The organism is Sphingomonas sp. DC5200-1, from assembly GCF_049897245.1.
Classification (GTDB): Bacteria; Pseudomonadota; Alphaproteobacteria; order Sphingomonadales; family Sphingomonadaceae; genus Sphingomonas; species Sphingomonas aquatilis.
On record NZ_JAFCVW010000026.1, the window covers coordinates 1 to 6,055 of the forward strand.

At 59.6% G+C, this 6,055-nt stretch carries 5 protein-coding genes; 1 reads left to right on the forward strand and 4 read right to left on the reverse strand.

The window, feature by feature from the left end:
- Window positions 1–185 (forward strand): hypothetical protein (locus ACP7A3_RS20720; protein WP_218964296.1); only part of this gene is annotated, 185 nt, incomplete at its 5' end.
- Between the two features lie 93 nt (window positions 186–278).
- Here ACP7A3_RS20720 and ACP7A3_RS20725 read toward each other — a convergent pair.
- From ACP7A3_RS20725 to ACP7A3_RS20740, 4 genes are all read right to left on the reverse strand, one after another.
- Entirely contained in the window at window positions 279–647 is a 369-nt protein-coding gene (locus ACP7A3_RS20725) for a hypothetical protein (RefSeq protein WP_010409068.1), read from the reverse strand.
- On the reverse strand, window positions 644–2,752 hold the full coding sequence (locus ACP7A3_RS20730) for a hypothetical protein (RefSeq protein ID WP_048939652.1): 2,109 nt from the start codon (window positions 2,750–2,752) through the stop codon (window positions 644–646). The genes ACP7A3_RS20725 and ACP7A3_RS20730 overlap by 4 nt, the downstream gene beginning before the upstream one ends.
- A gap of 2 nt (window positions 2,753–2,754) precedes the next feature.
- The gene (locus ACP7A3_RS20735; RefSeq protein ID WP_048939653.1) at window positions 2,755–4,419 is read right to left on the reverse strand and encodes a hypothetical protein; all 1,665 of its coding nucleotides are present in this window, start codon (window positions 4,417–4,419) and stop codon (window positions 2,755–2,757) included.
- A gap of 110 nt (window positions 4,420–4,529) precedes the next feature.
- Entirely contained in the window at window positions 4,530–5,882 is a 1,353-nt protein-coding gene (locus tag ACP7A3_RS20740; protein WP_037522502.1) for a tyrosine-type recombinase/integrase, read from the reverse strand.
- Window positions 5,883–6,055: the final 173 nt, after the last annotated feature.

Sequence of the window (6,055 nt, forward strand, 5' to 3'; positions counted from 1 at the left end):
CGGCCAATCGCGGTCATTTACATGCGAGATACCCATTCAAGCTGCTGGTCGCAGGCGGGCCGTTGATTGAGGGAATTCTTCGTCGAGTGATGGGCCCAACCAAAATCCATCAAGCGTTGTGCAGGGGAGGATCAGTGCTGCGCAAGCGGGGAGGGTTTTACACTGAACCTGCCTTCAATGCGTAGCCCGCCCGTGGCGGTCTCGCGTCGCCATGTAGCGTAGAGCGAATTGAGCGTGCAACGTGGCGTCGATTGTAATGTCCTCAGGACTTGCTCGCATCATGAGTCGGCCGGCCGTGGTTTTGGCAGCATTGAGCGCAATTGCCGGAGTTCCGCGTCTTTGGCTTCCAACGCAGCCTCCAGCATGATGATACGATTGAGCAACTGGTTGATCACGTTTCGCAGCTCGGCCTTGCCGCTCGTGCTTTGTGGTTTAGCCTTCGGCGGCTTCGGAGCTTCATCGAACAAAGCGAGAAGTTTGGAGCATCGATAGGCCGTCGCTCGACTGACCCCCGCCTCGCGCGCAACATTGGTTATGCTCAGCTTGCCATTCGTCGCGGTGCCTTTGCCGTCGCGCAAGCGGTTATAGGCGTCAAGCAGCGCGACGGTGGCTTGCGATTTCCGGGGAGGGTTCGCTTTCGTCGTCATCGTTCGACCTGTTCCAGCAACTGCCTGTAAATATCGATCTGTGCCTCAATGGCGTGTTTCTGGATCGGGCTGATGTTCTTGCCATTTTTCATGGTCTCGGCATCTGCGATGCATGATTGCAGAGCCAGCACATGCCGCCTCGCCACCACGCTGTTCGGACAACGAGCAGGCTGGCACCTCGTAAATGCCGGCTGCGCCTCAGCTCCTTTCACCTTCAAGCAGAGGGCGTGGTCGGCATAGAAGAAGCAGTCGTTGATATAACCCGGATGAAGCGTGACGGCGGTGTTCGAGAGCATTTTTGCGCGGCGCCGATCATCAACGACCGTGCCGGGCAGATCTCCGATCTTGTTTCTGATGCTTGTAAATTCGGCGACGAGTTTCGATCGCATGGGGCCGCCTGGATTGATCCCTGCCTTCCAGTCCTCGTACATCTCGACGATATCGCTGAGCTGAGCGAGGCGACGTTCCTCTTCGATCTCCGAACGGAAGCCGGATTGGGAAGTGCCCGCATAGCCTTCGAACATCATGGCGCTCGCGTGCCCATATTGTATCATGCCCGCGATCACGCCGAAGGGCTGACTGGCGATGTACCATGCAAGGGTGCGGCGGAGCTGACGCGTGCGCCACCGCCAGGGTTCATCACCCTCGTCCGGGATATGATAAAGTGCCAGTATGCGGTCGGCTTCGGCGGGCGCCGCCGCTGCCATTTCTTCGGCGAGCCGGCGACACTCTTTGGCAAAGTAATTCAGGTATACGGTCGATTGATGCGCCGTAAGCTGGACATTGCCCACCCCCCGAATCAAGGCCGGTTTGAACAGGGGCTCATCATCTCGCGGCGCTTCCGTTCGATCGGCGCTGTTGTGTAGATAGTCCTGCAACCGTATTGCTGCCAATACGGCCCTGGCAACAGGCTCTATCACGGTCCAGCGATGTTCAGCGCCGTCGACGTTTTTACGGGTTTTGAAGATTCTTCCGACGAGTTCGTAGCCCTTAACCTTCCCATGTTCGTCGCGCATGAGTCTGAGGCAACCACGCTTGAGCGCGGCCGCTTCCTCGCCGCGCATTCCTGATAATAGGCCGATTACGAGATAGCACGCGGCTATCGCCGGTATGAAGGTATAACGGCTGCTGAAGCTGGGAAGATGCGACCGCCACGCAATGTTTGTTCCTGGCATGCTGGCCCAACCACTGCTTGCGCCTGGGCGCTCGGTTCCGAGTTGCGAGATTGCCTTCTCGAGCATAGCTGAGCGTGCCTTCAGCACTGCCACGCCGAGGCCGCTGGCCTTGCAGATTTCTGGCCACGCGGGTCGACCATCTTGGGTCGCCGGTACTCCAGAGCCCGATGCTTCAAGCGCATCCAAATAAGCGCGCAGGCGCTGGTCGCTTAGTTTCGGTGACACTCTCTGCCGACGCGCGGCGATGTTGATGCCAGCTATACGATGTCGGGCGATAAGATCGTCGATCCCATGATGGACGTAGAACATGGCCCACCGCAACGCCGGCGCGCTAATGGCTTCCGGTATTCGCGGTGTGACATTTTCTCGGCCACCCCGGTATCCCGCGATCCTAGTCGCTGAACGGTTACCCCAAGGAGCTATCTCGATTCCCCGGAACGACAGGGAGGGCGTATAGAGCGCAAGTCGCCGTACGCAGAGGATCTTGTAGACAAGAGTTGCCGGTGCGAGGTGCCGCTTCGCGGACAGCCACTGATCCAGCCAAGGCTGATCGATCTCGTGGAGTCGAAGTCCGGCTTCCCGCACTTCTTGTAGAAAATGCCGGATTATATTGCCGACCTGCATCAGCGAACCAGGTTTCAGGACGCCGAGGCGGCCGCGCACATTGTCTCGGGAGTCGTAGTTTAAAGACAGGAACAGGTATTCTCGTATGAGCTCCCGCTCATCAGCATCGGCGATCCGACCGAAGCAGATACAGGCTTCATGGGCCTTTGTCGGCCGCGCGATGGCACATTCGAGCAGCCACTTATCGTCCCCGACCAGAGAGATATTCTGCTGCTCACGGCCACTCACGACCATCTGGGGCGGAATCACCAATGCCGAACGGTCAATCCGCCAAGATGCTTCGGCACGTTCCAGAACCCGACGCATGTTCAGCCCCGCTGAAGATGTGGCGGCAGCGCTGGCGCCACAGCGGCATTTTCCGCCGTGGACCGAGCCTGTTCGATATCGCCAGCGTCGAACACGGGGAGTATCTGTACCATAATTCGATTATGGTCGGCGCTGTAGCGCTCGTGCCACTCCGCTTCCGTCATGACGGCGCGCCGTTCAGCTAGCCATGTCAGATAGGTCAGCAATGCAGGCAGTTTTCGTGCGGTGAACACTGCATTCGAGCAATGGAGGCAGCCGGTGAACGCGGTGGCGCAGGAGCCGTTGTCGTTCCGCCCAAGAGGGCTCGACCAAAAGCCGGAACACATGCCAAGGAACGTATCGGCATCGCCTGAGACCAACGACGCGACCGCGCCTGCGTCGAGCTTTTGGTTTCCGATCGAGAGGCCGGATGCGAGCGCGCTGACTTCCTCCTTCGGTGGCAGGACCAACGGCATCATCGCCATGTCGAACAGTTGACCTTCAGCGACCGCTACCGAGCGTGCATGCTCTTCTCGAAGCCCGTCCACCGCGGCATAATGCCGAGCGGCAACTGGCTTCGAGTGATCGCTCGCGAAGCGCCGAAGGTGGCCTGTGTGGCGCAAGTAATTGTCCCGCTTCACCGTCTTCCTTAGCCGGGCGGGAACGATCTTGGTTATCGGCTTGCCCGCTTCGTCGACGAGCCCAAGGCTCCTGATCGCGGCATAGAAGTTGTGGGTAGAAAGGCTGAACCGCCGCCAGCTCGGCAGTCCGGCTGCAACGAAGCCCACCCACAGGTAATCCGCATTCGGGTCCCCTCGATCGGCCATTCGCTCGGCGGCGGGTCGGGATAGTTCGAGGGCAAGGCGAACGAGTCCGCCGGGCGTATTAATTCCACCATCACGCACGCGTTCGCGCTTGATCTTCGCGCGGGGGCCGCCTCGTCCCTTTGTGTATTCAATGGAGACGTACCCTCTCGCGGGGTTCTTCAGGCAGTCGCGCCGCAGGGTCCGCAGGCATTCTATCGGCATTTCGACCCGGAGCGCGATGGCGATGATGAAGCAGATCGCATCAGGCAGGGTCAGAACGAGAAGATCGCTGGCCGCGGCGATGGCAACCTTGCGATATTTGAACATGTCGAACTCGCTTCGAGCGGGGCGCGTGCCGTCGGCGACCCTCAGGAACACATTCTCAAAGCGGCTCCTCTCCGGCTTGTTTCGCAAAGCTTCGATCTGCTCGCGGCCCGACAAGATCCTTTCGCGTGTAGCTACCACGCTGCGATCAGCGGCGTCTTTCAGGACGCGAGCGACGAACGGTGTCAACGGTTCGCGGGGCCGTAATGCCGTTCCGTTGTGCCGGCTCGTGAAGTTGATCCGCGCCTTCAGATCCGGACGAAGCAGATCAGGGTTTCGTTCGTCTATCGCGCGAAGGCCGTGAACAAGGCAACGGAACCGGGAGTATTGACCCCGAACGTCGCAGGCATCGATGTCAGCGGCCGTGATCACGCGAAGCCCCCCGTTGAGGCGCCCGCTGGAGGACAGATGTTTCCCGAGCGGGATCCAGCTCTGTCGATACTGTTCGACACTCGGGACGGCCAGGCCGGCGAACAGCTCGTTCATCATCGGCCCAAGGTACAAGGCAAGATCGCGACCCAGGCCTTCGTTCCCCACCTCGTGCAGCAACCAGGTCATTTCGCGCCCGACACCGTCACGATGATGATAGGCTACGATCGCGTCGGCTCGCGGCTCCTCATCCTGCTGCGGAGGTAAATCGCGGAACGAGAGGCGAGGGCGACCCACTGCTAGAAGAAGCCCATCAGACGAGAGTCCAGCGCCTCGGCCGCCTGATCTACGATTTCGAAGGCTTCATCGAGGTAGGTGAGATATTTTTCAGTGGTCAGGACGCTGGCGTGACCCAGCCATCGCTGGACCCGGCGCAAGGGGTCGCTGACAACCTTCATGTAGATTTCCTCGGTTCGATCCGGGACAGATCGATCGTCGAGCCTCATCACTTCCGCTTTGACGAGGTGTGTAAGCCAGTAGACGGCAAAGGTATGCCGGAGGGTATGGGGCGATACGTGTAGGTCCCAGCCCATGTCCTCCGACAACTTCTTGCTGGTACGCCGGAATATCGACTGCCATGCCGCGGGGGTGAGGGCTTGGCCGTCCTGCGCCAGCCACAATGCTGCCGGCTGCGCACTTTCCAATGGTGCGCCCGATCCGGGCAGCAATAGGAGGTTGCGTCGTTCGTCGATGCGCAGAGTCGCCAGTGATCGAGGGCGCCGCTCGCCCTTGATCAAAACGCGTTGCCCGCCTGCAAGCGTGCCGATGAGCGGCTGCCGCATGGTCCGGACCCCACCCGCGCGTCGCCAGCGATCGACCAACTGGCTCCGCTCCTCGCGAATATAAGCGTCGATGAAGTTACTGGCTACCCGCCTCGGGAACGGCACTGATCGAGGTTTGCGCCCTTTGGTGATTCTGGCGGGCAGGTCGATCATGGTGCTGCGACAGCCGTGAAAGACGCGGGCGTTCGTCGTCGGAAGCTCACCGATCAGAAGGCTTGCGCCTTCTTCGAGCCTAACCCCTGTCGTCACAAGCAGCTCGGCGAACGCGGCATCGCGCATCGGATTCCGCCGGTGAGTGATGCCGTTCGCGTAACCCCCACCGAGCAGGCCTTGGTCTCGGAACAGAACGTAATCCTCGAGCGGGATCATGCGGATCGTATCTTCGGCAACCGCGCCATCACGGCGGAATCTGGTTTTCGGCGCAACTGATATCAGTCCTGCGTCCTCGCTGGCGGCCCATTGATAGAACCGCGTTAGCGCCGCAGAGGTGCGCTTCCAAGACGATCCCGATAGTCGGAGCTCGCCCGGCCCTTCGAGCCGAAGGCTGCGATATTTCCCTACGTCGGCACTCGATGCGTCGAGTAACGACTTTGAACGCGCATCCCGCAGGTAACGGGCAAAGACCTGAAGATCTCGAGCATAGTGGCCTGCGCTGGCAAGGGACACGCCATCGGATCGCAGGAACGTGATGAACGAATTGACTTCTACAACGGGGCTTCCGTCGGAATGAAGGAGAGAAGGGAGATTTGTTTCGGGTAAGTATTTGATTGCGTCCTGCTTTATGGAGTCATCAAGCGCAGGCCGGATCATCGTCCCATCAAGAAGTATAGGCTCGACGCCGAGCCAAGGATCGAACGGGAAAAGATGCACTGAACCCTCGACATGACACTGGGCGTTTCCATTTTATTGCCCCGACCCGATCGATAATGGGACAATATCCTTATCCCGTCAAAGGGAATGGATCGTCTCAATGGCGACATAAT

What these genes read in the sequence shown, in the direction of transcription:
- ACP7A3_RS20725 (WP_010409068.1), bottom strand. Translation starts at nt 647, where the DNA reads ATGACGACGAAAGCGAACCCTCCCCGGAAATCGCAAGCCACCGTCGCG.
- ACP7A3_RS20730 (WP_048939652.1), bottom strand. Translation starts at nt 2,752, where the DNA reads ATGCGTCGGGTTCTGGAACGTGCCGAAGCATCTTGGCGGATTGACCGT.
- ACP7A3_RS20735 (WP_048939653.1), bottom strand. Translation starts at nt 4,419, where the DNA reads ATGACCTGGTTGCTGCACGAGGTGGGGAACGAAGGCCTGGGTCGCGAT.
- ACP7A3_RS20740 (WP_037522502.1), bottom strand. Translation starts at nt 5,882, where the DNA reads ATGATCCGGCCTGCGCTTGATGACTCCATAAAGCAGGACGCAATCAAA.